Source organism: Halomonas ramblicola (assembly GCF_030409215.1).
GTDB classification, from domain to species: Bacteria; Pseudomonadota; Gammaproteobacteria; order Pseudomonadales; family Halomonadaceae; genus Halomonas; species Halomonas ramblicola.
Genome location: NZ_JAUFPL010000018.1, coordinates 157,219 through 182,512, shown reverse-complemented (window position 1 = coordinate 182,512; position 25,294 = coordinate 157,219). Strand labels below are relative to the sequence as shown.

At 70.1% G+C, this 25,294-nt stretch carries 22 protein-coding genes; 6 read left to right on the top strand and 16 right to left on the bottom strand.

Annotated features, from left to right (window positions below; genetic code table 11):
- Positions 1-132: 132 nt before the first annotated feature.
- Complete coding sequence (trxB, locus tag QWY80_RS07455) at positions 133-1,083, bottom strand: thioredoxin-disulfide reductase (protein WP_290230117.1); 951 nt, start codon at positions 1,081-1,083, stop codon at positions 133-135.
- Between the two features lie 56 nt (positions 1,084-1,139).
- Entirely contained in the window at positions 1,140-1,349 is a 210-nt protein-coding gene (locus QWY80_RS07450; protein WP_290230116.1) for a zinc ribbon domain-containing protein, read from the bottom strand.
- A 218-nt stretch (positions 1,350-1,567) separates the two neighbouring features.
- Here QWY80_RS07450 and acnA point away from each other — a divergent pair, with 218 nt between their 5' ends.
- Complete coding sequence (gene acnA / locus QWY80_RS07445) at positions 1,568-4,315, top strand: aconitate hydratase AcnA (RefSeq protein ID WP_290230114.1); 2,748 nt, start codon at positions 1,568-1,570, stop codon at positions 4,313-4,315.
- 299 nt (positions 4,316-4,614) lie between these two features.
- On the opposite strand, the gene QWY80_RS07440 is transcribed toward acnA, so the two are convergent.
- The 10 genes from QWY80_RS07440 to radC all read right to left on the bottom strand — a co-directional run bounded on the left by QWY80_RS07440 (position 4,615) and on the right by radC (position 14,130).
- The gene (locus tag QWY80_RS07440; RefSeq protein WP_290230113.1) at positions 4,615-6,294 is read right to left on the bottom strand and encodes an NAD-dependent malic enzyme; all 1,680 of its coding nucleotides are present in this window, start codon (positions 6,292-6,294) and stop codon (positions 4,615-4,617) included.
- Between the two features lie 136 nt (positions 6,295-6,430).
- A complete protein-coding gene (locus QWY80_RS07435; protein ID WP_290230112.1) occupies positions 6,431-7,636 on the bottom strand; it encodes a YeeE/YedE family protein in 1,206 nt (401 codons plus the stop codon).
- Between the two features lie 182 nt (positions 7,637-7,818).
- The gene (gene trpS, locus QWY80_RS07430; protein ID WP_290230111.1) at positions 7,819-8,844 is read right to left on the bottom strand and encodes a tryptophan--tRNA ligase; all 1,026 of its coding nucleotides are present in this window, start codon (positions 8,842-8,844) and stop codon (positions 7,819-7,821) included.
- 79 nt (positions 8,845-8,923) lie between these two features.
- A complete protein-coding gene (gene ald, locus QWY80_RS07425; RefSeq protein ID WP_290230109.1) occupies positions 8,924-10,039 on the bottom strand; it encodes an alanine dehydrogenase in 1,116 nt (371 codons plus the stop codon).
- 189 nt (positions 10,040-10,228) lie between these two features.
- Positions 10,229-10,552, bottom strand: coding sequence for a putative signal transducing protein (locus QWY80_RS07420; protein WP_290230108.1), 324 nt, complete (start codon positions 10,550-10,552; stop codon positions 10,229-10,231).
- 35 nt (positions 10,553-10,587) lie between these two features.
- Positions 10,588-11,781, bottom strand: a complete 1,194-nt coding sequence (locus tag QWY80_RS07415) for a class I SAM-dependent rRNA methyltransferase (RefSeq protein ID WP_290230107.1) — start codon at positions 11,779-11,781, stop codon at positions 10,588-10,590.
- A 25-nt stretch (positions 11,782-11,806) separates the two neighbouring features.
- Positions 11,807-12,643: a bifunctional DNA-formamidopyrimidine glycosylase/DNA-(apurinic or apyrimidinic site) lyase gene (mutM, locus tag QWY80_RS07410; protein WP_290230106.1), complete on the bottom strand. Its 837-nt coding sequence runs from the start codon at positions 12,641-12,643 to the stop codon at positions 11,807-11,809.
- An 86-nt stretch (positions 12,644-12,729) separates the two neighbouring features.
- On the bottom strand, positions 12,730-12,885 hold the full coding sequence (gene rpmG, locus QWY80_RS07405) for a 50S ribosomal protein L33 (RefSeq protein ID WP_021819788.1): 156 nt from the start codon (positions 12,883-12,885) through the stop codon (positions 12,730-12,732).
- Between the two features lie 27 nt (positions 12,886-12,912).
- Positions 12,913-13,149, bottom strand: coding sequence for a 50S ribosomal protein L28 (gene rpmB / locus QWY80_RS07400; RefSeq protein WP_023007520.1), 237 nt, complete (start codon positions 13,147-13,149; stop codon positions 12,913-12,915).
- Between the two features lie 306 nt (positions 13,150-13,455).
- Entirely contained in the window at positions 13,456-14,130 is a 675-nt protein-coding gene (radC, locus tag QWY80_RS07395) for a RadC family protein (RefSeq protein ID WP_290230105.1), read from the bottom strand.
- 112 nt (positions 14,131-14,242) lie between these two features.
- On the opposite strand from radC, the gene coaBC reads away from it, so the two are divergent.
- From coaBC to slmA, 5 genes are all read left to right on the top strand, one after another.
- Complete coding sequence (gene coaBC / locus QWY80_RS07390; RefSeq protein ID WP_290230104.1) at positions 14,243-15,496, top strand: bifunctional phosphopantothenoylcysteine decarboxylase/phosphopantothenate--cysteine ligase CoaBC; 1,254 nt, start codon at positions 14,243-14,245, stop codon at positions 15,494-15,496.
- A gap of 20 nt (positions 15,497-15,516) precedes the next feature.
- Positions 15,517-15,987, top strand: coding sequence for a dUTP diphosphatase (dut, locus tag QWY80_RS07385; protein ID WP_290230103.1), 471 nt, complete (start codon positions 15,517-15,519; stop codon positions 15,985-15,987).
- 40 nt (positions 15,988-16,027) lie between these two features.
- Positions 16,028-17,419 carry a phosphomannomutase/phosphoglucomutase gene (locus QWY80_RS07380; RefSeq protein WP_290230102.1) on the top strand — a complete coding sequence of 464 codons (1,392 nt, stop codon included), beginning with the start codon at positions 16,028-16,030 and terminating at the stop codon, positions 17,417-17,419.
- A gap of 63 nt (positions 17,420-17,482) precedes the next feature.
- Positions 17,483-18,391 carry an acetylglutamate kinase gene (gene argB / locus QWY80_RS07375; protein ID WP_290230101.1) on the top strand — a complete coding sequence of 303 codons (909 nt, stop codon included), beginning with the start codon at positions 17,483-17,485 and terminating at the stop codon, positions 18,389-18,391.
- Between the two features lie 71 nt (positions 18,392-18,462).
- Positions 18,463-19,080 carry a nucleoid occlusion factor SlmA gene (gene slmA, locus QWY80_RS07370; protein ID WP_290230100.1) on the top strand — a complete coding sequence of 206 codons (618 nt, stop codon included), beginning with the start codon at positions 18,463-18,465 and terminating at the stop codon, positions 19,078-19,080.
- 12 nt (positions 19,081-19,092) lie between these two features.
- On the opposite strand, the gene QWY80_RS07365 is transcribed toward slmA, so the two are convergent.
- From QWY80_RS07365 to ftsX, 4 genes are all read right to left on the bottom strand, one after another.
- Entirely contained in the window at positions 19,093-20,433 is a 1,341-nt protein-coding gene (locus QWY80_RS07365; protein WP_290230099.1) for a DUF3999 domain-containing protein, read from the bottom strand.
- Positions 20,430-23,018, bottom strand: coding sequence for a DUF2339 domain-containing protein (locus QWY80_RS07360; protein ID WP_290230098.1), 2,589 nt, complete (start codon positions 23,016-23,018; stop codon positions 20,430-20,432). Before QWY80_RS07360 ends, QWY80_RS07365 begins: the two co-directional genes overlap by 4 nt.
- Before the next feature lie 110 nt (positions 23,019-23,128).
- Positions 23,129-23,995 (bottom strand): RNA polymerase sigma factor RpoH, encoded by an 867-nt coding sequence (rpoH, locus tag QWY80_RS07355; RefSeq protein ID WP_290230097.1) that lies wholly within the window; start codon positions 23,993-23,995, stop codon positions 23,129-23,131.
- Positions 23,996-24,239: 244 nt separating this feature from the next.
- Positions 24,240-25,214 (bottom strand): permease-like cell division protein FtsX, encoded by a 975-nt coding sequence (gene ftsX / locus QWY80_RS07350; protein ID WP_290230095.1) that lies wholly within the window; start codon positions 25,212-25,214, stop codon positions 24,240-24,242.
- Positions 25,215-25,294: the final 80 nt, after the last annotated feature.

Genomic DNA, 25,294 nt, shown 5'->3' with positions numbered 1-25,294 from the left:
GATGTCACGGCCGTTCCGGGCGTCAACGAAGAAACCCACCGGACTCGACTTCCGGTGGGTTTCTTGTTGGCCGCCGCGACACCGGCTGCCCGTCACTGAGCAGCTTGGCGCTTGTAGCTCGGCGCTAGGCGCTTACAGCTCGTCCAGATAGCGCTCGGCGTCGAGGGCCGCCATGCAACCGGTGCCGGCGGAGGTGACCGCCTGGCGGTAGACATGATCCATGACGTCGCCGGCGGCGAACACGCCCGGCACGCTGGTGGCGGTGGCATTGCCCTCCAGCCCCGACTTCACCTTGATGTAGCCGCCGCTCATGTCCAGCTGGCCCTCGAAGATGCCGGTGTTGGGGCTGTGGCCGATGGCGATGAACAGGCCGGGCGCGGCGATCTCCTTGGTCTCGCCGGTCTCGGTGGACTTGACTCGCACCCCGGTAACGCCGGAGTTGTCGCCCAGCACCTCGTCCAGGACGTGGTTCCACTCCAGCACTATCCTGCCCTCCTCGGCCTTCTGGAAGAGCTTGTCCTGGAGGATCTTCTCGGCGCGCAGGCTGTCCCGGCGGTGCACCAGGGTCACCTTGGAGGCGATGTTGGCGAGGTACAGGGCCTCCTCCACGGCGGTGTTGCCGCCCCCCACCACCACGACCTCCTGGTTGCGATAGAAGAAGCCGTCGCAGGTGGCACAGGCCGACACGCCCTGGCCCATGAACTTCTGCTCCGATTCCAGCCCCAGATAGCGCGCGCTGGCACCGGTGGCGATGATCAGGGCATCGCAGGTGTAGGTGCCGGCATCGCCCTTGAGGGTGAAGGGACGGCGGCGAAGCTCCACCTCGTGGATATGGTCGAACAGCACCTCGGTGTCGAAGCGCTCGGCATGACGCTTCATGCGCTCCATCAGCTCCGGGCCCTGGACGCCGGTGTCGTCGCCGGGCCAGTTGTCCACGTCGGTGGTGGTGGTGAGCTGGCCACCGGCCTGGATGCCGGTGACCAGCAGCGGCTTGAGGTTGGCGCGGGCCGCATAGACGGCAGCGGCATAACCCGCCGGACCGGAGCCGAGAATGATCAAGCGTTCGTGACGCGCATCGCTCATGGAGGACCTCGTAATGGATCGGGGTGAATCGGTCGGGCGACGCCCGGCGGGAGAGCCTACAGCACTTCGTCGTCGCGCCCCAGCGTCACCTGGAAGGCGCTCTCGTCCTCCAGGTCGACCTCGACCCGGACCTGGATCGGCGCACAGCAGATGTGGCAGTCCTCCCAGGTGACGTGGCTACCCTGGGTGGTATCGACCAGCAGGTCGAAGGGCGCATCGCAATAGGGACAGTGCACGCGACGCGACGTCAGCTGTTCCTCGTGCATCGAGTCCTCCCGGCTCGCCCCGAGGGGGCGTCGTCGCCCTGTCATGGGGCGGTGTCATCCTGCCGGCGGGCCGGCGTGACGGATGCTGCCAAGATGGCGGCACGTGCCGCCCATTTCAAGTGGTGCCACGGGCAGCGCTTGAAAAGGGCGCCTATCATGACCATGTGTACCCGAGTACCAGGAAGGTTCGACCACTCTCCGTGACCAGGAGGACATCGATGAGCACCGACCCCACCCCCGATACGCGACAGACCCTCGAGGCCGACGGGACCACCTACCACTACTACAGCCTGCCGAAGGCCGCCGAGGCGCTGGGCGACATCGACCGCCTGCCGATGACCCTGAAGATCCTGCTGGAGAACCAGCTACGCTTCGCCGACGATCCGAGCGTCGCCCGGGAGGACATGCAGGCGCTGGTGGACTGGCAGAAGGAGGCGCGCTCCGACCGCGAGATCGGCTACCGTCCGGCGCGGGTCCTGATGCAGGACTTCACCGGCGTGCCCGGGGTGGTGGACCTCGCCTCCATGCGCGCCGCCGTGGAGAAACTCGGCGAGGATCCGGCGCGCATCAACCCGCTGTCGCCGGTGGACCTGGTCATCGACCACTCGGTGATGGTCGACAAGTTCGGCAACCCCACGGCGTTCAAGGACAACGTCACCATCGAGATGGAGCGCAACCGCGAGCGCTACGAATTCCTGCGCTGGGGGCAGCAGGCCTTCGACAACTTCCGCGTGGTACCGCCCGGCACCGGCATCTGCCACCAGGTCAACCTGGAGTACCTGGGCAGGACGGTGTGGACCCGGGAAGAGGACGGCAAGACGCTCGCCTACCCCGATACCCTGGTGGGCACCGACTCCCACACCACCATGATCAACGGCCTGGGCGTGCTCGGCTGGGGCGTGGGCGGCATCGAGGCCGAGGCCGCCATGCTCGGCCAGCCGGTCTCCATGCTGATCCCCGAGGTGGTGGGCTTCAAGCTCACCGGCAAGCTGCGCGAGGGCATCACCGCCACCGACCTGGTGCTGACGGTCACCGAGATGCTGCGCAAGAAGGGCGTGGTGGGCAAGTTCGTGGAGTTCTACGGCGACGGCCTCGCGGACCTGCCGCTGGCCGACCGCGCCACCATCGCCAACATGGCCCCGGAATACGGCGCCACCTGCGGCTTCTTCCCGGTGGACGACGAGACCCTCACCTATATGCGCCTGACCGGCCGCGACGATGCCCAGCTCGCCCTGGTCGAGGCCTACAGCAAGGCCCAGGGGCTGTGGCGCGAGCCGGGCCATGAGCCGATCTTCAGCGATACCCTGCACCTCGACATGACCGAGGTGGAAGCCAGCCTGGCCGGTCCCAAGCGGCCCCAGGACCGCGTCGCCCTGAAGGACATGCCGACGGCCTTCGCCAAGGTGATGGAGGACGACGGCAAGCAGTCCTCCTCTTCCACCGAGAACGGCAAGCTGATGTCCGAGGGCGGCCAGACCGCCGTGGGCGTCGAGGAGAGCTACGAGCACCACGACAGCCAGGAGGTCGACCTGGACGGCGAGGCCTTCCGGCTCGATCCCGGCGCCGTGGTGATCGCCGCCATCACCTCCTGCACCAACACCTCCAACCCCAGCGTGATGATGGCGGCGGGCTTGCTGGCCCGTAACGCCCTGGCCAAGGGGCTCACCACCAAGCCGTGGGTCAAGACCTCCCTGGCCCCCGGCTCCAAGGTGGTCACCGAGTACCTGGCCGCCGGCGGCGTCCAGGACGACCTCGACGCCCTGGGCTTCAACCTGGTGGGCTACGGCTGCACCACCTGCATCGGCAACTCGGGGCCGCTGGCCGAGCCCATCGAGCAGGCCATCAACGACGGCGACCTGGCCGTGGCCTCGGTGCTCTCCGGCAACCGCAACTTCGAGGGCCGGGTCCACCCCCTGGTCAAGACCAACTGGCTCGCCTCACCGCCCCTGGTGGTGGCCTACGCCCTGGCCGGCAACGTCCAGAAGAATCTCGCCCGGGATCCGCTGGGTGTCGATCGCCACGGCAAGCCCGTCTACCTGCAGGACATCTGGCCCTCCCAGGCGGAAATCGCCGAGGCCGTGGAAAAGGTCAGGACCGAGATGTTCCGCAAGGAGTACGCCGAGGTGTTCGACGGCGACGCGACCTGGAAGGCCATCGAGGTGCCCGAGAGCCGGGTCTACCAGTGGTCGAAGGACTCCACCTACATCCAGCATCCGCCCTTCTTCGCGGGCATGGGCCGGACCCCCGAGGCCATCGAGGACGTCAGGGACGCCCATGTGCTGGCCATGCTGGGCGACTCGGTGACCACCGACCACATCTCCCCGGCCGGTGCCATCAAGCCCGACAGCCCCGCCGGGCGCTACCTGCAGGAGCGCGGGGTCAAGCCGGTGGACTTCAACTCCTACGGCTCGCGCCGCGGCAACCACGAGATCATGATGCGCGGCACCTTCGCCAACGTGCGCATCAGAAACGAGATGCTCGACGGCGTGGTCGGTGGCGAGACCCGCCACGTGCCCTCCGGGGAGCAGATGGCGATCTATGACGCCGCCATGCAGTATCAGCAGGAAGGCACGCCCCTGGTGGTGATCGCCGGCAAGGAGTACGGCACCGGCTCCTCCCGCGACTGGGCCGCCAAGGGCACCCGCCTGCTCGGCGTGCGCGCCGTGCTGGCGGAGTCCTTCGAGCGCATCCACCGCTCCAACCTGATCGGCATGGGCGTGGTGCCGCTGCAGTTCCCCGAGGGCGAGAACCGCAAGACCCTGAGCCTGACCGGCGACGAGCGGGTCTCCATCGAGGGCCTCGACGAGCTCACCCCGGGCGGCAGGGTCAAGGTGACCATCAAGTCCGACAAGGGCGAGAAGAAGCTCGAGGCGCTGTGCCGCATCGATACCGCCAACGAGCTGGAGTACTACCGCCACGGCGGCATCCTGCACTATGTGCTGCGCAGGATGATTGGGACCGCCTAGGTGGGTCGGCCTGACAGAACCGCATAAGCGAAAGGCGTCGGGAACAGGCCGCAGAGGGAGTCCTATACCAGGGGTGAGGAGGATTTCTCCGAACGGGCTGGCCATGGATGGCCAGCACCGGTCCTGCAAGCGAAGCGGGACGCGAGAGCGCAGCAGGGCATCGGTAGCGCCCAAGGATGGGGTTACAGCGTCCCCTCGCAGGCCTGTCGCCGAAACAGCCTTGAGCTTTTACGATTGACACCTATCGTAAAAGGCCCCGCCGGGTTACCAGCGGGGCCTTCGTCATTGCAAACGGAACGTCAGAACGAACGGCGACGGTAGCGCCGATACTCCGGCGTCCAGCTATTGCGCTCGATGGCCGCACGCAGCTTGGTGCCGTCGGTCTTCAGCGCCATGCCTTCGCCCTGGGCCTGGGCGGCCACGTCGAAGGCGATCGCCTTGGAGAGCTCGCGGATCTTCCCCAACGCCGGCAGCAGCGCGCCCTTGCCTTGCTTGACGATGGGGGCCTCGCGGGCCAGCGCCCGGGAGGCGGCCATCAGCATGTCGTCGGTGACGCGCCTGGCACCCGCGGCCACCACCCCCAGGCCGATGCCGGGGAAGATGTAGGCGTTGTTGCACTGGGCGATGGGGATCGTCCGGCCATCATGCTCCACCGGCGCGAAGGGGCTGCCGGTCGCCACCAGGGCGGCGCCGTCGGTCCAGCGGATCACGTCCTCGGGCAGCGCCTCGGCCCGGGAAGTGGGATTGGAGAGCGGCATGATCACCGGATTCTCGCAGGCGGCGTGCATGGTCCGCACCACCTCCTCGGTGAAGATGCCCGGCTGGCCACAGACGCCGATCAGCACCGTGGGCCGGATGCGTCGCACCGTCTCGGCCAGCGCCTGGCCGTCCCAGCCCTCGGTGAGGGCGGGGTCGTGGGCCAGGCGGACCTGGAAGTCACGCAGCCAGGCCTGGTCGGCGGTCACCAGCCCCTCGCGATCCACCATGTAGACGTGCGCACGCGCCTCCTGCTCGGCGAGCCCCTCGGCCTGCATGGCCACCACCACCTGCTCGGCGATGCCGCAGCCGGCGGAGCCCGCCCCCACGAAGACCACGCGCTGATCCGCCACGGTCTCGCCACGCGCCTGGCAGGCCGCCATCAGGGTCCCCACCACCACCGAGGCGGTGCCCTGGACGTCGTCGTTGAAGCAGCATAGCCGGTCGCGGTAGCGCTCCAGCAGCGGCACGGCATTGGCCTGGGCGAAGTCCTCGAACTGCAGCAGCACCCCCGGCCAGCGACGCTTGACGGCGTCGATGAAGGTCTCGAGGAAGGCGTCGTACTCCGCCTGGCCGATGCGCTCATGACGCCAGCCCATGTACATGGGGTCGTCGAGGAGCTCGCGATTGTTGGTGCCCACGTCGAGGGTGATCGGCAGGGTGTAGGCGGGGCTGATGCCGCCGCAGGCGGTATAGAGCGCGAGCTTGCCGATGGGGATGCCCATGCCGCCGATGCCCTGGTCGCCGAGCCCCAGGATGCGCTCGCCGTCGGTGACCACGATCACCTTCACCCTGTCCTTGGTGGCGCTGCGCAGGATGTCGTCCATGCGATCGCGGTCGGTGTAGCTGATGAAGAGCCCGCGGTGGTTGCGGTAGATGTTGGAGAACTCCTCGCACGCCTTGCCCACCGTCGGCGTGTAGATGATCGGCAGCATCTCCTCCAGGTGCTCGGAGACCAGGCGAAAGTAGAGCGTCTCGTTGTCGTCCTGGATGGCGCGCAGGTAGATGTGCTTGTCCAGGTCCGTCTGGCACTGGCGATACTGCCGATAGGCCCGTTCGGCCTGTTCCTCGATGGATTCCACGTTCTGCGGCAGCAGGCCGATCAGGTTGAACTCGATGCGCTCCTCCCGCGTGAAGGCGCTGCCCTTGTTGAGCAGCGGCATCTCCAGCAGCGGGGGTCCGGCGTAGGGAATGTAGAGGGGACGCTTCTGTTCAGTGGTCATCTCTGCTCTCGGTAGGGTGACTGGAACGGGCCATTGACGCTCTCGGGGCGCCTTGACCGCACACTCTACCATGCTCGCAGCGACCGCGCCCCGGCCAGGGCCGGGGCGCATGCGAACGGATCCCGGGCGACGGGTCTCAGCAGCCCTTGGCCGCGGGCCGACGCCCGGCCTCGCCGGCGAAGAAGAGGGGCCGCAGCTTCACGCCCAGCATGTTGCCGGCAAAGCCCGCCACCAGCCACACCCAGCCGTGCAGGCTGCCCGAGGCGATGCCGCTGAAGTAGGCGCCGATGTTGCAACCGAAGGCCAGACGGGCGCCATAGCCGAGCATCAGCCCACCGATCACCGCCGCCAGCACGGACCTGGCCGGGATGCGGAAGTTGGGCGCGAAGCGACCCGCCAGCGAGGCCGCCGCCAGGGCCCCGAGCATGATGCCGACGTTCATCACCGTGGTGATGTCGCTCCAGGCACTGGCCTCCAGGGCCGCCGCATTGCCCGGCGACTGCCAGTAGCCCCAAGCGGAGACGTCGCCGCCGAGGGCCTCGAACCCCTTGGCCCCCCACAGCGCGAAGGCGGAGGTGATGCCCCAGGGACGCCCCGCCAGGGCCAGGGTGGCGAAGTTGAGCAGGGCGAGTGCCACCGCACCGGCCAGCAGCGGCCAGGGGCCGGTCAGCCAGCGCCGCCGGCCGGCATCCACCCTGGGGGCCTGCTCCAGCCCGCCATGCCGGCGCTTCTCCAAGACCAGGGTGAAGGCGGCGATGGCAGCGAACAGGGCCAGGCTGATGGCGATGCCGCCACCGGTGCCGGCGACGCTCACCAGGGAGACCGGCCGGAAGGCCGGCAGGCCCTGCCACCAACTGAAGTGGGCGGTGCCGATCAGCGAGCCGACGATGAAGAACAGCAGGGTGATCAGCATGCGGGCATTGCCGCCGCCGGCGGTGAACAGGGTGCCGGAGGCGCAGCCGCCGCCGAGCTGCATGCCGACGCCGAACAGGAAGGCACCGACCACCACCGAGACGCCAATGGGCGCCACGAAGCCGTAGACCGATTGGCCGAACAGGCTGCCGGCCCCCAGGGCTGGGAAGAACAGCAACACGGCGATGGCCAGCATCACCATCTGGGCACGCAAGCCGCGGCCACGCCGCTCGGTGATGAACACCCGCCAGGCGGCGGTGAAGCCGAAGGCGGCATGGTAGAGCGCCATGCCCAGCAGGCCGCCCACCACCATCAACACGCCACTGCGCGCCCCGAAGACGCTCCCCACGGCCAGGGCGCCCAGCAACAGGGCGGCGATGGCGACCGGCACGAGCGGCGACGACCGGCGCGATAACAGGGCTTGCGTCATGGCATCCTCCAGTGTCGGGAATCGGAGCGGGGCCCGGACACGCCCCCGAGGCCGAATACCTTAGTATTTTACTCAGGATAAGGGAAATGCATAAAGACTATGACGAGCATTGCCTCCCGGCATGAGAAACCACCGGAGGGAGCGCTCCGATGGTATCCGGGTCGCGGCGCAATCGGGCTCGGTCAGGCGAAGCGGCCGAGCCCCGCCGCCTGGCGCAGGCGATCCATGAAGGGGGCCGCCTCGGCACGGGCGCGCTCGGCGCCCTTCTGCAGCACCGTCTCGATGTAGCCGGGATCCTCCATGAGGGCCTGGTAGCGCTCGCGGGGTTCGCGGAGGTGCTCGTTGAGGTACTCGAAGACGCGGTTCTTGGCCTCGCCCCAGCCGATGCCGCCCTCGTATTCCTGACGCATGGCGGCGGTCTCCTCCGTGGTGGCGAAGGCGGAGTAGATCTGGAACAGGGTGCAGGTATCGGGATCCTTGGGCTCCCCGGGCTCCAGGGAGTTGGTCTTGATCTTGCGCACCAGCTTGAGCAGCTTCTTCTCGGAAACGAACAGCGGGATGGTGTTGTTGTAGCTCTTGGACATCTTGCGCCCATCGAGGCCGTTCAACACCTCCACCCGCTCGTCCACCACCGCCTCGGGTTGGGTGAAGTACTGGCCCTTGTAGAGGTGGTTGAAACGGCCGGCCATGTCGCGGGCCATCTCGATGTGCTGGATCTGGTCGCGGCCCACCGGCACCTTCCGGGCGTTGAACATCAGGATGTCGGCGGCCATCAGCACCGGGTAGCCGAACAGGCCCATGGTCACGCCGCGGTCGGGGTCCAGGTCGCCGGCGGCCTCGTTCTCCGCCACCGCCGCCTTGTAGGCGTGGGCGCGGTTCATCAGCCCCTTGGCGCAGACGCAGGAGAGCATCCAGGTGAGCTCGGGAATCTCGGGGATGTCCGACTGGCGGTAGAAGACGGCGTTGTCGGTATCCAGGCCCAGGGCCAGCCAGGTGGCGGCGATCTCCCGACGCGACTCCTGGACGCGCCGCGGATCCTGGCACTTGATCAGGGCGTGCAGGTCGGCGAGGAAGTAGTAGGACTGGACGCCGGGATCCTGGCTCGCGGCGATGGCGGGCTTGATGGCCCCCACGTAGTTGCCCAGGTGGGGCGTGCCGGTGGTGGTGATGCCGGTAAGAACGCGTGTCTTCTCGGAAACTGCACTCATGGGGTAGGCGGACTCTGCTGTTCGGGAATGCCCGCTATGGTAACGCGAGGCCCCGATCAAGGCGACCGGAGCCCCCGCTTCAACTCAACAGGTCCGTGGCATCGACGCTCTCCAGGCCGAAGGCCTCGGCCACTGCGGCGTAGGTCACCTGGCCGTCGTGGACGTTGAGGCCGGCCGCGAAGTGCGGATCATCGGCCAGCGCCTGCTTCCAGCCCTTGTCGGCGAGCGCGATCACGAACGGCAGGGTGGCGTTGGTCAGCGCCAGGGTGGAGGTGCGCGCCACCGCGCCCGGCATGTTGGCCACGCAGTAGTGGACGATGCCGTCCACCACATAGGTGGGCTCGGCGTGGGTGGTGGGCCGGCTGGTCTCGAAGCAGCCGCCCTGGTCGATGGCCACGTCCACCAGCACGCTGCCCGGCTGCATGTCGGCCAGCATGGCGCGGGTGATCAGCTTGGGCGCGGCGGCGCCGGGGATCAGCACGGCGCCGACGATCAGGTCGGACTCGCGCACCGCCTCGTCGATGGCGTCGGCGGTGGAGAACACCGTCTTCATGCGGCCTTGGTAGCGGTCGTCGAGGGTCTCCAGGCGCGGGATCGACTTGTCCAGCACGGTGACCTCGGCACCCAGGCCCAGCGCCATGCGCGCGGCGTTCTCGCCCACCACGCCGCCGCCGATCACGGCGACCCTGGCCGGCGCCACGCCGGGCACCCCGGGCAGCAGCACCCCGGCACCGCCCTGGGCCTTCTCCAGGCTGTGGGCGCCGGCCTGGATGGCCATGCGACCGGCCACGGTACTCATCGGCGCCAGCAGCGGCAGGCCGCCCTGGCGGTCGGTGATGGTCTCGTAGGCGATGCAGGTGGCCCCGCTTTTCAGCAAACCGCGGGTCAGCGACTCCTCGGCGGCCAGGTGCAGGTAGGTGAACAGGGTCTGGCCCTGCCTCAGGCGCGCGACCTCCTCGGCCTGGGGCTCCTTGACCTTGAGGATCACTTCGGCCTCGTCCCAGACCCTGGCCACGTCGGCCTCGAGGCGGGCACCGGCGGCTTCGAAGGCGGCGTCCGGAAAGCCGGCCCCCTCGCCCGCCCCGGCCTGGACGGTGACCCGGTGGCCACGCGCCACCAGCTCCCGGGCGCCGGTGGGCGTCAGGGCGACACGGTACTCGTGGTTCTTGATCTCCCGGGGAACGGCGATCTGCATGGGCTCCTCCTGCGTACTCTTGTTGGGTAGGTTTCCTCCCCATTACAGCACAGGCAGATCATCCACGAAGAGCCCAGGCGCCACTTCAATAAAAGTCCATGGATCCTCGCTGCTTAGCCAAAAATCCTCCGATCCAGAGGGCGGCCGACAGAAAACCTTCCGGCGGCCGGGCGGGCGAGGCGACGGAGATCAGTCGGGGCGGTGAGCGCCACAGTTCCAGCAGGTGTCGAAGGTCCCCTCCAGGTGCTCTCCGCAACCGGGGCAGGTCCAGGCAGGCGCCTCGCTGCGGCCCTCCAGGGCATCGTGGATCAACGCCTCGGCGCGCGCTCGGTTATGGGGCCTGACCCACACTTCGGGCTCGCACTCGCCGAGGGGCAACTCACCGGCGCCACCGCCCAGGGTCAGGTTGCGCAGCTCCGCGGGGATGCCGGCCGCGGTCAGCACATTGTGGATATGGCTGACCAGCAGGGCATTGGAGTGGGCGAAGACGCGTACAGGCTGAAAGTCCGTCATAGACGTAGTGACATTGCGAGCGCCGCCATTTCACCTCAATCGCGGAAGACCCGCACACCCAGGGCCTTGAGGTAGGCGGTCTCGGGGATCGCCGGATGCACCGGATGGTCCGGCCCCTGGTGGCCCTGGAAGAGGATCTGGCCGTGACGGTCCTGGTGGCGCACCGCACCGCGCACCACCTCCACCAGGCGTTCCGGCGCCAGGTGCATGGAACACGACGCCGAGAGCAGCAGGCCATCGCGCCCCAGCAGGCGCATCGCCTCGCGGTTGAGCCGGCCGTAGGCGCGCTCGCCGTTGGGGATGTCCTTGCGCTTCTTGATGAAGGCCGGCGGATCGAGGATCACCACGTCGAACTGCTCGTCCTCGGCCTTGAGCGCGGCCAGGGCCTCGAAGGCGTCGCCCTCGCCCACCGCCACCTGCTCGTGCAGGCCGTTGAGGGCGGCATTCTCGGCCACCCGCTCCAGGGCGGCACCGGAGGCGTCCACGCAGAGCACCTCGCGGGCACCGTGGGCCGCCGCCTGCACGCCCCAGCCCCCCACGTAGCTGAACAGGTCGAGCACCCGCTTGCCGGCCACCAGGCCATTGAGCCAGGCGCGGTTGACCCGGTGATCATAGAACCAGCCGGTCTTCTGGCCGTCGAGCACCGGGGCGGTGAAGCGCACGCCGTTCTCCTCCAGCAGCACCGTTTCGGGCAGCTCGCCCCTGACCACCTCGACGCCGAGCTCGAGCCCCTCCTGGCGACGCCCGGAGGTATCGTTGCGCAGCACGACGGTGGTCGGCGAGAGCACCTTGTCCAGGGCGTCGAGCAGCTCTTCGGCCACTGCCTGCATGCCGGCGGTGTTGAGTTGCACCACCAGGACATCGCCGAAGCGGTCGACCACCAGGCCCGGCAGCAGATCCCCCTCGCCGTTCACCAGGCGATAGAAGGGCTGGGCGAAGAGGCGCTCGCGCAGGGCCAGTGCCTGGTTGAGGCGATGTACCAGCAGCGAGCGATCGAGCCCCTGCTTCGGGTCGCGGGAGACCAGGCGCGCACAGATCAGCGAGTGCGGGTTGACGTAGGCCACGCCCAGGGCCTTGCCATTGGCGGCCTCCACCACCACCTGCCGGCCCGGCTCGAGGCCCTTGAGCGGCGTGGCCTCGGTGTCGATCTCGTTGGAGTAGAGCCACAGGTGGCCGGCCTTGAGGCGACGGTCGGCGTTCTTCTTCAGGCGCAGGGAGGGCAGGGTCATGGGATTCTCTCGACAGGAGGAAGGATCAGGTCTGGCAGTGGCCACAGAACACGCTGGCCCGCTGGCCCAGGGTGACGAGGCGCAGCTCGGCGCCGCAGCGCCGGCACGGCTGGCCGTGGCGCCCGTAGACGTTGAGGCGCTGCTTGAAGTAGCCGGGCTCACCGGTGCCGCCGACGAAGTCGCGCAGGGTGGTACCGCCCTGGGTGATGGCGGCGGCCAGCACCTCCTTCGCCGCCGCGACCAGGCGCGCGTAGCGCTCGAGCGAGATGCGCCCGGCGGCGCGCCGCGGGTCGATGCCGGCCAGGAACAGCGCCTCGGCGGCGTAGATGTTGCCCACCCCCACCACCACGGCGTTGTCCATCAGGAAGGGCTTCACCGCCAGGCGGCGACCGCGGGAGAGGCGATGGAGGCGTTCGCCGTCGAAGGCGGTGGAGAGCGGCTCCGGGCCCAGGCGCGCCAGGCGCGGGTCGCCCTCGACGCCGTCCGCCAGCCAGTCGACGAAGCCGAAGCGGCGTGGGTCGTGGTAGCGCAGGATGGCCCCGTCGTCGAGTACCACATCGAGGTGGTCGTGCTTCCTGGGCAGTTCACCGAGCCGCGCGATGCGCAGGCTGCCGGACATGCCCAGGTGCCAGAGCAAGGTGCCGGCCTCGCCGCCTTCGCCCCCCGTGGTCAGGGGCACCAGCAGGTACTTGGCGCGTCGCGAGAGCGCACCGACGCGCGCCCCCACCAGGCGATCGACGAGGTCGGCCGGCACCGGCACGCGCAACCGCGGCTGGCGCACGATCACCTCGCCGATCTCGCGCCCCTCCAGGTGGGGGGCGATGCCGCGGCGGGTGGTCTCGACTTCGGGCAGTTCGGGCATGATTCGCTCGCTACAAACGCCTGAACCCGACCACGAGGCCGGGTTCAGGGAGTCAGGCAAGAACACCTGCGGAAGACGACCAAGGCTTACTTGATCTTGGCTTCCTTGTACATCACGTGCTTGCGGACCACCGGGTCGAACTTCTTCATCTCGAGCTTGTCCGGGGTGTTCCGCTTGTTCTTGTCGGTGGTGTAGAAGTGGCCGGTACCGGCACTGGACACCATTCTGATCTTGTCGCGCATGACTGCTGCTCCCTAGGTGGAAATCGCTTAGACGGCTTCGCCGCGCTTGCGGATGTCGCCGAGCACCGCCTCGATGCCCTTCTTGTCGATGATGCGCATGCCCTTGGAGGAGACGCGCAGCTTGACGAAGCGATTCTCGGACTCCACCCAGAAGCGATGGGTGTGCAGGTTCGGCAAGAAGCGACGGCGGGTCTTGCGCTGGGAGTGTGAAACGTTGTTACCAGTCACCGGGCGCTTGCCGGTAACCTGACATACTTTGGACATGGGAGCCTCCAACCACTGGGCCAGGCGTTCAATAACCTGAGTGTTCAAAACCTGTCGGGCAAACCGGGTGACCCCGTGACATTTGACCCAAGGGAATTCAAAGGCTGCACTTTATACCAGAGACCGCCTCGCCGGACAAGCCCGGTGCACATGGACGTGGCGCGACCCGCGACGGCGGGGACGACGCGGAAGGCGACTGACGGATGGCAGGCGGGATAGGATTCGGCCCCGACCTTCCGGGGCCGAGCGCAGCCGAGACGCCATTATAGAGGAAGCGACGCCCGGCGTCATGTCTGTGAAAAGGGGCTACAGCCAGCCGCGCTCGGCGAAGGAGACGACTTCGCCATCGCCCACCACGAAGTGGTCGAGCACGCGGATCTCGAACAGCGACAGCGCCTCGCGTAGCCGCTCGGTGATGCGCCGGTCGGCGTCGCTGGGCTCGGCCACCCCGGAGGGATGGTTGTGGGCGAAGATCAGGGCCCCGGCGCCCAGTTCCAGCGCCCGGCGCGCCACCTCCCGGGGATAGACCGAGGCGCTGTCCAGGGTGCCGCGGAACAGCGACTCATAGCGGATCACCCGATGCTGGGTGTCGAGAAACAGCGCGGCGAACTCCTCGTGGCCCAGGTGGCGCAGCTGCGCGGCCAGGTAGGCGCGTACCAGCGACGGCGAGGTGAGGGCCTCGCCGCGGGCCAGCTGGCTGGCCAGGTGGCGCCGCGACAGCTCCAGCACCGCCTGCAGCTGCACGAACTTGGCCGCGCCCAGACCGCGCTCGGCGCAGAAGCGCTCGCGGTCCGCCTCCAATAGCGGACGCAGCCCGCCGAAGGCGGCGAGCAGGTCGCGGGCCAGGTCCACCGCCGAGCGCCCGGCCACCCCCACACGCAGGAAGATCGCCAGCAACTCGGCATCCGACAGCGCCTCCGAACCCAACGCCAGCAGCTTCTCCCGGGGGCGTTCGCCCTCCGGCCAGTCCCTGATCGACATTTTCGCCTCCCTGCCTGTCTTTCCTGTCCCCAGTGTAGCCGCCTCGCCGGCTACGCAAGGTGCGACGCCGATGGTAAGGTAGGCGCCTGACCAGCTTCCCGGGGTCTCGCCCATGTCTTCGCTTTCCGGACGGCGCCTGCTGCTCGGCATCAGTGCCGGCATCGCCGCCTACAAGAGCGCCCAGCTCGCCCGCCTGCTCAAGCAGGCCGGGGCCGAGGTGCGGGTGGTCATGACCGAGGGCGCCCAGGCCTTCATCGCCCCCCTGACCCTGCAGGCCCTGACCGGCGAGGCGGTGCGCACCTCGCTGCTCGACCCCGAGGCCGAGGCCGGCATGGGGCATATCGAGCTGGCCCGCTGGGCCGATATCATCCTGATCGCCCCCGGCACCGCCGACCTGATGGCGCGGCTGGCGGGTGGCCTGGCCGACGACCTGCTCACCACCCTGTGCCTGGCCAGCGAGGCCGACAAGGTGATGGCCCCGGCCATGAACCAGGCCATGTGGCGCCACCCGGCCACCCGTCGCAATGCCGCACGGCTCGCCGAGGACGGCTGGACGCTGCTGGGTCCCGACAGCGGCGACCAGGCCTGCGGCGACGTGGGGCCGGGGCGCATGCTGGAGCCCGAGGCGATCCTCGCCGCCCTGCCCGGCACCTCGACGGCCGGCGGCCTGACCGTCACCATCACCGCCGGCCCCACCCGGGAGCCGCTGGATCCGGTGCGCTACCTCTCCAACCACAGCTCCGGCAAGATGGGCTACGCCCTGGCCGAGGCCGCCGCCGCCCTGGGCGCGCGGGTGCGCCTGATCAGCGGCCCGGTCACCCTGCCCTGCCCGGCCGGTGTGGAACGCACCGAGGTGGAGACGGCGCTCGAGATGCACGAGGCGGCCCTGCGCCTGGCCGGGGAGAGCGAGCTGTTCATCGGCTGCGCCGCCGTGGCCGACTACCGCGCCGAGAACGCCGCCGCGCACAAGATCAAGAAGGTGGAGGGCGAGGACGGCCTGACCCTGCGCCTGGTGAAGAACCCCGACATCATCGCCGAGGTGGCCGCCCTGCCCGAGGCGCGCCGCCCCCTGGTGGTGGGCTTCGCCGCCGAGACCCGCGACCTCGAGACCTACGCCCGGGACAAGCTGACCCGCAAGGGCCTGGACATGATCGTCGCCAACGACGTCTCCCGCGCCGGGCTCGGTTTCGGGAGCGACGACAACGCCGCCCTGCTGCTGTGGCGGCGCCCCTCGACCCGGGACGAAACGTCGCCGAGCGGCGACGATCTGGACCGGGAATCCCTGGCGCCGCAACCCAAGCGCGAGCTGGCCCGGGCGGTGATGCGCCGCGCCCTGGCCTGCCTGGCCGACCGCCACCCCACCTGAACGCTTCCAGGAACGACCCGATGCCCGACACCCCCCCCTCCCGACCGCGCCTGGCCGTCAAGCTGCTCGACGAGCGCCTGCGCGACTTCATGCCCCACTACGCCACCGCCGGCTCCGCCGGCATGGACCTGCGCGCCCTGCTCGATGCCCCGCGGTGCCTGGCCCCCGGCCAGTGCGAGCTGGTACGCACGGGGCTCGCCATCCACATCGCCGACCCGGGCCTGGCCGGCATGATCCTGCCCCGCTCGGGGCTGGGCCACAAGCACGGCATCGTGCTCGGCAACCTGGTGGGGCTGATCGATTCCGACTACCAGGGCGAGCTGATGGTCTCGGTGTGGAACCGCGGCACCGCCCCCTTCACCCTGGAACCCTTCGAGCGCCTGGCACAGTACGTGCTTGTCCCGGTGGTGCAGGCCGAGCTGGAGCTCGTCGACGACTTCGACGCCAGCCTCCGCGGCGCCGGCGGCTTCGGCAGTTCCGGACGCCATTGAGACTGCCCCGACACCCCGATCACAGCGAAGGAGTTGCGACATGAGCGCCGACCCGACCGTACCCGCCTCCATTTTCCGCGCCTACGACATCCGTGGCATCGTCGACGACACCCTCACCGAGCCGACCGTCGAGGCGATCGGCCGCGCCATCGGCAGCGAGGCCGCCGCCCGCGGCGAATCCCGCGTGGTGGTGGCCCGCGACGGCCGCCTCTCCGGCGAGCGCCTCAAGGCCGCCCTGGTGCGCGGCCTGACCGCCGCCGGCCGCGACGTCGTCGACATCGGCATGGTGCCCACCCCGGTGCTCTACTTCGCCACCCATGTGCTCGACGGCACCGCCTCCGGCGTGATGGTCACCGGCAGCCACAACCCGCCGGACTACAACGGCTTCAAGATCGTGCTGGGCGGCGAGACCCTCTCGGGGGATGCCATCACCGCCCTGCATGCCCGCATCGCAGAGGGCGACCTGGTCTCGGGCCAGGGCCGCGTGAGCGAGCAGGACCTGCGCGAGACCTACCTGCAGCGCATCCTCGGCGACGTGGTCCTCACCCGCCCGCTCAAGGTGGTGGTCGACTGCGGCAACGGCGTGGCCGGCGAGCTGGGCCCGCAGCTGGTCGAGAAGCTCGGCGCCGAGACCCTGCCGCTGTTCGCCGAGATCGACGGTACCTTCCCCAACCACCACCCGGACCCGGGCAAGCCCGAGAACCTCCAGGACCTGATCCGCACGGTTCAGGAGAGCGGCGCCGACATCGGCCTGGCCTTCGACGGCGACGGCGACCGCCTCGGCGTGATCACGCCCGCCGGACGGCTGATCTACCCCGACCACCTGCTGATGGCCTTCGCCGAGGACATGCTGTCGCGCAACCCCGGCGCCCGGGTGATCTTCGACGTCAAGTGCACCGGCAACCTCACCCGGGTGATCGAGGAGGCTGGCGGTACTCCCGAGATGTGGCGCACCGGCCACTCCCTGATCAAGGCGCGCATGAAGGAGACCGGCGCCCTGCTGGCCGGCGAGATGAGCGGCCACATCTTCTTCAGGGAGCGCTGGTACGGCTTCGACGACGGCCTCTACGGCGCCGCCCGCCTGCTGGAGATCCTCTCCCACCAGGATGCCGACGCCGACGCCTTCTTCGACCGCTACCCCCAGGACAAGGGCACCCCGGAGATCAACATCGCCGTCAGCGACGAGACCAAGTTCGATCTGGTGGCGCGCCTGGCCCGTGAGGGCGACTTCGGCGAGGAGGGCGTCAAGACCACGCTCGACGGCATCCGCGTCGACTATCCGGACGGCTGGGGCCTGTGCCGCGCCTCCAACACCACGCCGGTGCTGGTGCTGCGCTTCGAGGGCAAGGACGACGCCGCCCTCGAGCGCATTCGCGGCCGCTTCGCCGCCGCCCTCGAGGCGGTGGCGCCCGAGCTTGACGTGGCGCTGTGAGGCGCCGAGATCGATCGCCCGCCGTGGCAACGCCCGCGGCGACGGCATGACGAGGGAACCCAGATGAGCGAACAGACCCGCGATCCGCGCCTGGTGGTGGAGGTGCTCTCCGAGGCGCTGCCCTACATCCAGCGCTTCTCCGGCAAGACCGTGGTGGTGAAGTACGGCGGCAACGCCATGACCGAGGACACCCTGATCGACTCCTTCGCCCGCGACATGGTGCTGATGAAGGAGGTGGGCATCAATCCGGTGGTGGTCCATGGTGGCGGCCCCCAGATCGGCGATCTGCTAGAGAAGCTCAACATCGAGTCGCGCTTCGTGGGCGGCATGCGGGTCACCGATGCCGAGACCATGGACGTGGTCGAGATGGTCCTCGGCGGCCTGGTCAACAAGGGCATCGTCAACCTGATCAACCAGTGCGGCGGCAAGGCCATCGGCCTGACCGGCAAGGACGGCGCCCAGATCCGCGCCCGCCAGCTCAGGGTGGAGCACCAGACCCCGGAGATGACCGCCCCGGAGATCATCGACATCGGCCATGTGGGCGAGGTGGAGCACATCTCCACCGACCTGATCGAGATGCTGGCGGCCCGCGACTTCATCCCGGTGATCGCCCCCATCGGCGTCGACGCCGCGGGCCGCAGCTACAACATCAACGCCGACCTGGTGGCCGGCAAGGTGGCCGAAGCGCTCTCCGCCGAGAAGCTGATGCTGCTGACCAACGTGGCCGGCCTGATGAACGCCGAGGGCGAGGTGCTCACCGGCCTGACCACCGCCCAGGTGGACGCCCTGATCGCCGACGGCACCATCCACGGCGGCATGCTGCCCAAGATCCGCTGCGCCCTGGACTCGGTGAAGGGCGGCGTGGCCAGCGCCCACATCATCGACGGCCGGGTGCCCCACGCCACCCTGCTGGAGATCTTCACCAATGCCGGCGTCGGCACCCTGATCACGGATGCCGGCCTGGAGGGCTGAGGGGCACGGCCTTTGCCTTGGCGCGAGGCCGCGGCTAGCATGGGTCGACCATTAGAAAAGAAAAGAGCGATATGACGCAGGCAACCCCTACCTCCGGCCGTCGCGAGCAGATCCTGCAGGCGTTGGCCCTGATGCTGGAGGAGGACAGCGGCAAGCGCATCACCGTGGCCGCCCTGGCGAAGCAGGTCGGCGTCTCCGAGGCCGCCCTCTACCGCCACTTCCCCAGCAAGGCACGCATGTTCGAGGGCCTCATCGAATTCATCGAGGCGACGCTCTTCGAGCGCATCACCCGCATCCTCGAGGAGGTCCCCGAGGCGCTGCCGCGCTGCGGCCAGCTGCTCACCCTGCTGCTGGCCTTCGCCGAGAAGAACCCCGGCCTGTCGCGGTTGCTCGATGGCGATGCCCTCACCGGCGAGACCGCCCGGCTGCGGCTGCGCATCCACCAGCTCTTCGAGCGCCTCGAGACCCAGCTCAAGCAGATCCTGCGCGAGGCGGAGCCGCGCGAGGGACGCCGTCCCAGCCTGCCCGCCTCGGCGGCCGCCAACTTGCTGCTGGCCGCCGCCGAGGGGCGCATCGCCCAGTACGTGCGCAGCGACTTCAAGCGCCGCCCCACCGAGCACTGGGAGGACCAGTGGGCGCTGCTCTCGGCCCAACTGCTCCGGGAGAGCCCGCAGCCGGCCTCGGCCTGAGCACCTGGCGCCTCAGGGTCCCGGTGCCCGGCGCAATAGCCGCAAGGCCAGGCCGGCCACCAGGGCGGCGCCGCCGACCAGCACCGCCCACAGCAACCAGGTGGTCCAGTCGCGCTCGGGGCGCAACGCCCCCTTCCCCGCCAACTCCCGCGCCTCGCCGAGCGTCGCCGGGGACGGCCGCCAGGCGTCGCCGTGTCGCTCACGCAGCGACGCCAGCACCGGCGCGACCGGCGCCTCCTGGCGCCGCGCCCGGAGGCTGCCGGCGGCCAGGCGGAACGGCACCTCGCCCTGGGCCAGGAACACCAGTCGCTCGGGGCGATAGCCCAGCCGCAGGCGCGGTGGCTCTCCCGTCAACGCCTGAGCGGCGGTGAGCCGCCAGTCGCGGTCCCGCACCGGGCCCCGCAGCGGCTGCGGCGGCGAGCGCAGCACGCCCGCCGCGTCGTCCAGCCGATACCCGATCCAGGGGCTGGCGCGCCGCCGCCAGGCGTCCTCCTCGTCCTCCCGACTCCGCAGCGTCCAGCTCGCCGTCCCGGTCCCCTCGATATCGGCCAGGTCGACCGGGAAGCGTCCGTCCAGGCGGTAGTGGAAACTGCCATCCGCCTGGCGTCGTCCCTCCAGGACGCGCCACTCCCGGGGGGCCACCGGGCGCTCGGGCGCCGGCACGGCGCCGATGCCGGTCAGCGGCACCGCCGGTTCACCGGGCAGGGGACGCAGTCGCAGGTAGGTCGCCGACACGCCTCCCAGCGACAGGCGGCGCCGGACGATCCGCTCCCCCTGGTGGGCCAGGTCCAGCAGCCGGCCGCGCGACTGCACCGTGCGCCACCGCTCGAGGTCGTCGCTGGCCTCGACGCGGTAGCTGCTGTCCACGGGCGACGCCGCGGCGTCCCAGGCCAGTTCCAGCGCCACCACCGGCGCCGCGAGATCACTCAGGTCCACCAGGGCCGCCCCGGCCTGCCGCTCGCCGGCCGGCGCTTCGCCCCCGCGGGTCTCGACGCGATACAGCCGCCCCTGGGCATCGGTCTCGCCGATCAGCTCCCAGCGTGCCTCTGGTGCCTCGGGGACCGGCAGCGGGAACCAGGGCACCGCCCGGGGCTCGGCGACCTCGACGGCCTCGATCTCCGCCGGCCCCACCCGGGTCGGCACCGCCGCGCCCCGCGCATCGAAGACCTGCAGGTCGCCCAGGTCGGGCGCCTGGATGCTGCGGTAGAGGGCCGGCGTCAGTTCCAGCCGATAGGCCGCCCGGCCCTCTTCCAGCGCGAGGGGCCACTCGCGCACCCAGTCCGCCTCATGGTCGCCGGCCAGGGCCAGCGCCGACCAGGCCCAGGCCAGCCAGACACCGGACCAGCGCTTCATGCCGTTTCCTCCGCGCGACGTGGCGGCGCGGGTGCCGCATAGCCCACGCCGATGCACAGCAGCCCGTAGCCGATGAAGGAGACGATGCCGACCAGGTTGCCGAGATGACTGCGATCGACCAGCACCAGCTTGGCCAGCACCGCCGTCATCAGCAGCGCCGCCACCAGCCAGACCGCGCGCTGTCGCCGTCGCGAGCCATGGATCCAGCCGGCCACCCCCAGCACGCTCCACAGCAGGGTCAGCCCGGTCTGCACCAAGCCACTGGAGAGCAGCTCCGGCGACCAGGGCAACCCCGCCCTCAGGTGCATGCCGCGCAGCACCGTCGAGGACAGCAGCACGAAGCCCGCCACGGCCAGCAGGGCGATGCCCTGGGGCCGCAGGCGCTCGGGCCAGAGCGCCGAGCGCTGCAGCTGCCAGAGCACCAGCAGGATCGCCCACTGAGCCAGCTCCAGGGGGTTGAGCAGGGGCCACCAGGGCAGCGGCGCCGGGTCGCCCGGCAGGGCCAGCGCGCCCAGCCAGGCCGGCACCAGCGCGGCCAGGAAGGAGGCGACCAGGGGCCCTCGCCACGCCTCGGCCTCGTCCGCCAGGGGCATCAGGGCCCAGCCGGGGCGATGCAGCAGCAAGGCCACCATGACCAACCAGGGCAGCAACCCGGCGGCCAGATGCCAGGCCGGGCCGAGGGGCAACAACGACGGCTGGGCCAGCAGCCCCGACCAGAACAGCGGCCAGGCCCACAGCCAGGCCCCCTGGGCCCATGCCACGGGGTGCGCCCGCGCCCCCGTCGGCACCGTCGCCGCCAGCACCACCAGCTGGCGATAGCCCAGCAGCACCAGGAACGCCCAGGCCCAGGGCGCCGTGACCGCCGACCCATCGGGCGAGGAGAACTCAACCAGCAGCGGCCGGGCGAGCAGCGGCAGGGCCAGCAGCAGCCCCCCGGCGAGGCTCCAGGCCAGGGCCGGCGCCGGTCGGCGGCGCTGGAGCTCGCCGATCAGCGCCCCACTGGCCGCCAGGAACACCAGGACCCCATCGGCCTGCGCCGACGGCGCCACGAAACGCAGGATCTCGTGCAAGCCATTGCCCAACCACCACGCCATCCCCCAGCCATAGCCGAGCAGCGCCAGGCGGGGCCGTCCCGCCCGCCAGTAGTTCCAGGCACTGGCGAAGCCCGCCACGGCGATCAGCAGGCCGCCCATGAAGGTGGCATTGGCCAGCGGGCGCGCCTCGGCGCCGGCGAGGAACTGGCCGCCGAGCAGGGTCAGGCCGGCCAGCAGCTGCAGCCCCAGACCGGCCGCCTGCGGCAGCCGGCGCCGCTGGCGCAGCCCCAGCCAGATCAGCGCCGCCCCCTCCAGGGCGAAGACACTGGCGCTGACCCGGGCAGAGAGCGCCAGGGGCACCGCCAGGGTGGCGAAACCCACCGCCAGGATGGCGTGAGACTGGCCCAGGTAGCGCATGGCCTCCCGGTGCAACAGCCGGGACGCCAGCAACACATAGATCAGGGCCAGGCCCAGGGCGCAGAAGGCCAGCGGCAGGCGCGCCCCTTCCAGCAGGGCGGCCTGCAGCCCGAAGGCCACCAGGGGAGTGCCGAACACCAGGCTGCCGTCGACGCGGCGACTGTCGGCGATGCCGCCGGCGCGCGGCGGCCGATGGCGGGCATGGAAGACCGGGATCAGCAGATAGAGGCCGAAGAACAGCAGCAGGAACGGCTGGGCGATGGCGAAGTCGGCCGGCCGGTAGCTCAGCACGCCCCAGCCGGTGGCGATGACGAAGGTGGCCAGGAAGCCCAGCAGATTGAGGACGCGCCAGGGCCGGAACCAGGCCATGGCGAAGATACCGATATTGAGCAGCGCATAGTAGCCGAACAGCACCGCCGGCTGGCCCGGGCCGGAGGCGAGCCAGAGCGGCGCCAGGAAACCGGCGAGCGTGCCCAGCACCGCCAGGACCAGGGCATTCTGCATGACCCCGAGAACGCCCAGGCCGGCCACCAGGACGACGCTCAGGCCGAAGGCGGGGGGTAACGGCAGCAGGGCGTAGCGCTGCGACGCGGCGAACAGCACCATCAGCAGCACGCCGATGGCCCCGCCCTGCAGGCTCAGGGCGAACGCCCGCCGCCGGGCACGCTGCCGCCAGCCGAACCCCAGGCCCAGGGCGGCGAGCGCCGCGATGCCGGCCAGGCGCAGCTCGATGGCCATCGCCAGCCAGCCCTGCTCGGCGGCATGCCGGATCAGGGCCGCCACCCCGGCGAAGAGCACCAGGACGCCCACCTTGACGGGCACATTGCCCTCGCTCAGCCAGCGTCGCGCCACCGACCGCCCCCGGGACAGCCAAGGCTTGATGAAGCGATCGATCGGCGCCGTGGAGGGCGCGGCCGAGGCGGCCCGAGCCTCGGCCTCCTGCCGGGAGACGGAACGCGGCCCGTCCGCCTCCTCGGCGCCTGGCGCGGGGGCGGCCGCCTCCCGTCCACTCGCCAGGGCGTCCTCGAGGGCCGCCACGCGCCTCTGCAGCCTGCCGACCCTGGCCAGCGCGGCGATCGCCAGGACGCTCGGCGTCCCGACGATGACCAACAACAGCAGCAGTATGCCTTCCATGAGCCGACTCTCCCACGACGGTGCCGATGCCGCACTTCCCTACTCTAAACGAAAACGGCCCGTTCCACCGAAGGGGGAACGGGCCGCCGGGGCGAGACGCCGGTCGGGTTTCAGGCCACCAGGGCGTCGCCGATCCGCTGGCGGATCTTCTTCATGGCGTTCTTCTCGAGCTGGCGGATACGCTCGGCGGAAACCCCATAGACATCGGCCAGGTCGTGCAGGGTGGCCTTGTCCTCGGCCAGCCAGCGCCGCTGCAGGATGTCCCGGGAACGCTCGTCCAGGGCCTCCAGCGCCAGCTGCAGGCGGCGCGTGGCATCGCCCTCCCAGTCGCTCTCCTCGAGCTGGGTGGCCGGATCGGAAGCGGCGTCGTCCAGGAAGTGCACCGGCGCCTGCCAGCCGGTCTCCTCGTCGTCGCTGGGCGAGACGTCGAAGCCGGCGTCGTGGGCCGACAGACGGCCTTCCATCTCGCGCACCACCTCGGGCTTGACGTCGAGGTCCTTGGCGATGGCATCGACCTCGTCGTTGTTCAACCAGGCCAGGCGCTTCTTGGCGCTGCGCAGGTTGAAGAACAGCTTGCGCTGGGCCTTGGTGGTAGCGATCTTGACGATACGCCAGTTGCGCAGCACGAACTCGTGGATCTCGGCCTTGATCCAGTGCACGGCGAAGGAGACCAGCCGCACGCCCTGGTTGGGATCGAAGCGCTTGACCGCCTTCATCAGGCCGACATTGCCCTCCTGGATCAGGTCCGCCTGGGGCAGGCCGTAGCCGGAGTAGCTGCGGGCGATGTGCACGACGAAACGCAGGTGCGACAGGACCAGGCGGCGTGCCGCCTCCAGGTCGCCCTCATCGTGCAGGCGGAAGGCCAGCTCACGCTCCTCCTCGGCGGTGAGCATGGGGATGCCGTTCACCGCCTGGATGTACCCGTTGAGGTCATGCCCCGGGGATAGGTGGCCTACCGGCAGAAGACTGGTGCTCATGTGCAGGGTGTCTCCTTTTCCGGGCCCGGTGTCGCCGGACCCTCGCTATTGGCCCAAGTGGATGTTTCGGTCGCTGCCTTTGATGACGATGACCGGAGAATGTTCCGTACTGATATTCCGTACTTGGGGCAGTCGACCTGTCGAATATACGGCGGGTGCCCAGGGGCGGCAACCGAACGGTCCTCATGGCATCGATAGGCCGGGCGAATCGTGCGCGACCCTGTCGCCGCCGACCGTCCCGGCACTAGCGTGGCCTGACCTCCGCGAGGTGCCGGCTCACCGCGATCCAGGCGCCCAGCCAGCCCAATAGTATACTACAGCTCACCAGGGTTGCCGAGCCTCCCGGCCCCAGGCGCGGCAGGCCGAAGCTGGCGCCGTAGCTGGCCGCCAGCGCCGCCACCGGCGCGGAGAGCCACTCCCCGCCCAGCGCCAGCAGCGCCCAGGCCAACAGGCCGCCGCCCAGGCCGTACCAGGCACCGCTGTAGAGGAAGGGGCGGCGCACGAAGGCATGGGTGGCGCCGATCAGGGTGACCACCTCGATCTCCTGGCGACGGCTCTCCACCGCCAGGCGGATGGTGTTGCCGACCACCAGCAGCACGCCGCCGCCGAACAGCACGGCCAGCGCCAGGGCCAGGCGCCGCCCCAACTCGGCCAGGTGGCGCAAGCGCTCGATCCAGGCCAGATCGAGGCGTATCTCCGCGACGCCGGCGATCGCCTCCAGCTCCCCGGCCAGGGCCCGCACCGCCTCCGGGGCCGGATCCGCCGGGGTCACCACCACGCTGGCCGGCAGCGGGTTCTCCTCGAGCCGCTCCAGGGCGTCGGCCAGCCCCAAGGCCTGCTGGAACTCGGCCATGCCCTCAGCGGCGGTGATCAGCCGGGTTCGCGCCACCCCCTCCTGGGCAGCCAGGGCCTCGTCGATGCGCCCCGCCTCGGCGGCGTCGACCCCGACCTCCAGGTAGGCGGTCAGGGTGGCGCTCTCGGTGAGTTCGGCGTCGAGCAGCCGGGCGCCGTCAAGGGTCAGCCACAGCGCCGCCGGCAGCACCAGGGCGATGGCGATGGCCAGCATGGTCACCAGGCTGCCGATGGGCGCCCTCACCAGGCGCCGGGCACTGTCCAGGCACATGGCACGGTGGTGGCGCAGCCAGCCACGCACCCGGCTCGACGAGCGGGTGCGGTGGCTGCGGGCCCCGCGGGGCGGCGCCTCGGGACGTCGACTCATGCGGCCTCCTGGTCGGCCACCAGGCGCCCCTCGCGCAGGCGCAGGGTGCGGTGGCGCAGCCGGGCGATCAGCGCCAGATC

Coding starts and splice junctions, on each gene's coding strand:
- trxB (WP_290230117.1), bottom strand. CDS start 1,083: ATGAGCGATGCGCGTCACGAACGCTTGATCATTCTCGGCTCCGGTCCG.
- QWY80_RS07450 (WP_290230116.1), bottom strand. CDS start 1,349: ATGCACGAGGAACAGCTGACGTCGCGTCGCGTGCACTGTCCCTATTGC.
- acnA (WP_290230114.1), top strand. CDS start 1,568: ATGAGCACCGACCCCACCCCCGATACGCGACAGACCCTCGAGGCCGAC.
- QWY80_RS07440 (WP_290230113.1), bottom strand. CDS start 6,294: ATGACCACTGAACAGAAGCGTCCCCTCTACATTCCCTACGCCGGACCC.
- QWY80_RS07435 (WP_290230112.1), bottom strand. CDS start 7,636: ATGACGCAAGCCCTGTTATCGCGCCGGTCGTCGCCGCTCGTGCCGGTC.
- trpS (WP_290230111.1), bottom strand. CDS start 8,844: ATGAGTGCAGTTTCCGAGAAGACACGCGTTCTTACCGGCATCACCACC.
- ald (WP_290230109.1), bottom strand. CDS start 10,039: ATGCAGATCGCCGTTCCCCGGGAGATCAAGAACCACGAGTACCGTGTC.
- QWY80_RS07420 (WP_290230108.1), bottom strand. CDS start 10,552: ATGACGGACTTTCAGCCTGTACGCGTCTTCGCCCACTCCAATGCCCTG.
- QWY80_RS07415 (WP_290230107.1), bottom strand. CDS start 11,781: ATGACCCTGCCCTCCCTGCGCCTGAAGAAGAACGCCGACCGTCGCCTC.
- mutM (WP_290230106.1), bottom strand. CDS start 12,643: ATGCCCGAACTGCCCGAAGTCGAGACCACCCGCCGCGGCATCGCCCCC.
- rpmG (WP_021819788.1), bottom strand. CDS start 12,885: ATGCGCGACAAGATCAGAATGGTGTCCAGTGCCGGTACCGGCCACTTC.
- rpmB (WP_023007520.1), bottom strand. CDS start 13,149: ATGTCCAAAGTATGTCAGGTTACCGGCAAGCGCCCGGTGACTGGTAAC.
- radC (WP_290230105.1), bottom strand. CDS start 14,130: ATGTCGATCAGGGACTGGCCGGAGGGCGAACGCCCCCGGGAGAAGCTG.
- coaBC (WP_290230104.1), top strand. CDS start 14,243: ATGTCTTCGCTTTCCGGACGGCGCCTGCTGCTCGGCATCAGTGCCGGC.
- dut (WP_290230103.1), top strand. CDS start 15,517: ATGCCCGACACCCCCCCCTCCCGACCGCGCCTGGCCGTCAAGCTGCTC.
- QWY80_RS07380 (WP_290230102.1), top strand. CDS start 16,028: ATGAGCGCCGACCCGACCGTACCCGCCTCCATTTTCCGCGCCTACGAC.
- argB (WP_290230101.1), top strand. CDS start 17,483: ATGAGCGAACAGACCCGCGATCCGCGCCTGGTGGTGGAGGTGCTCTCC.
- slmA (WP_290230100.1), top strand. CDS start 18,463: ATGACGCAGGCAACCCCTACCTCCGGCCGTCGCGAGCAGATCCTGCAG.
- QWY80_RS07365 (WP_290230099.1), bottom strand. CDS start 20,433: ATGAAGCGCTGGTCCGGTGTCTGGCTGGCCTGGGCCTGGTCGGCGCTG.
- QWY80_RS07360 (WP_290230098.1), bottom strand. CDS start 23,018: ATGGAAGGCATACTGCTGCTGTTGTTGGTCATCGTCGGGACGCCGAGC.
- rpoH (WP_290230097.1), bottom strand. CDS start 23,995: ATGAGCACCAGTCTTCTGCCGGTAGGCCACCTATCCCCGGGGCATGAC.
- ftsX (WP_290230095.1), bottom strand. CDS start 25,214: ATGAGTCGACGTCCCGAGGCGCCGCCCCGCGGGGCCCGCAGCCACCGC.